The organism is Rudanella paleaurantiibacter, from assembly GCF_009184635.1.
Taxonomy (GTDB): domain Bacteria; phylum Bacteroidota; class Bacteroidia; order Cytophagales; family Spirosomataceae; genus Rudanella; species Rudanella paleaurantiibacter.
Window position 1 is genome coordinate 1 of the sequence record NZ_WELI01000033.1, and the last position, 821, is coordinate 821.

Here is an 821-nt window from a genome sequence, read left to right on the forward strand (position 1 = left end):
TAGAGTGTGTGGACAATTAGGATAAACTTACCCAATCCTACGATCTTTGTGGCATGAGACGCTATGAGATCACCGAGCAGGAATGGACTAAAATCACCCCTCTTCTACCAGGACAGGCAGGCTCAGCAGGCCGAAAAGCACTCGATAACCGCTTGTTTATCAACGCCGTGCTCTGGATTGCCCGCTCGGGTGCGCCTTGGCGCGACTTGCCTGAACGCTTCGGCAATTGGAACAGCAACTACCGACGATTTCGGCGCTGGGCTCAGGCTGGGGTGTGGAAACAGGTCTTTGATGCCCTGCAAGAGCCCGACCTGGATTGGGTAATGATTGACTCGACAACGGTGCGAGCTCATCAACAGGCTGCTGGGCAAAAAAAAGTAGTCTCCAGCAACAAGCATTAGGCCGCTCACGGGGCGGCTTGACCACAAAAATTCATGCTCTGGTGGATGCCTTAGGCAATCCTATCCGCATTGAGTTAAGTCCTGGTCATGCGGGTGATGCGCCTTGCGCAGCCACCTTACTGGCTGACTGTGAGGCTTTTGCTGTGATTGCCGATAAGGCTTATGATGCCGATTGGTTGCTGGAAGGGTTGGCCCACAACGGTTGTGACGCGATCATTCCCTCCAAAGTGAATCGGGTGGAGCAGCGGGTAATCGATGAGAATTTGTACGCTGATCGCAACAAGATTGAACGCTATTTTAACCGCTTGAAACAGTATCGCCGGGTAGCAACTCGCTACGAAAAAACAGCCAGCAGCTTCTTGGCGATGGTTCATCTGGCTTCAAGTATGATTTTGTTGCTCTGATTGTCCACACACTCTA

1 protein-coding gene is annotated in these 821 nt (G+C 52.0%); it reads left to right on the top strand.

The genetic code is table 11. From position 1 onward, the window contains the following. Nucleotides 1–53 precede the first annotated feature (53 nt). Nucleotides 54–805, top strand: a protein-coding gene (locus tag F5984_RS26450) for an IS5 family transposase (RefSeq protein ID WP_152127412.1) whose coding sequence is annotated in 2 segments (ribosomal slippage) — nucleotides 54–390 and nucleotides 390–805 — 753 coding nt in all. Because the reading frame shifts where the segments join, the coding sequence is not laid out codon by codon here. Nucleotides 806–821 lie beyond the last annotated feature (16 nt).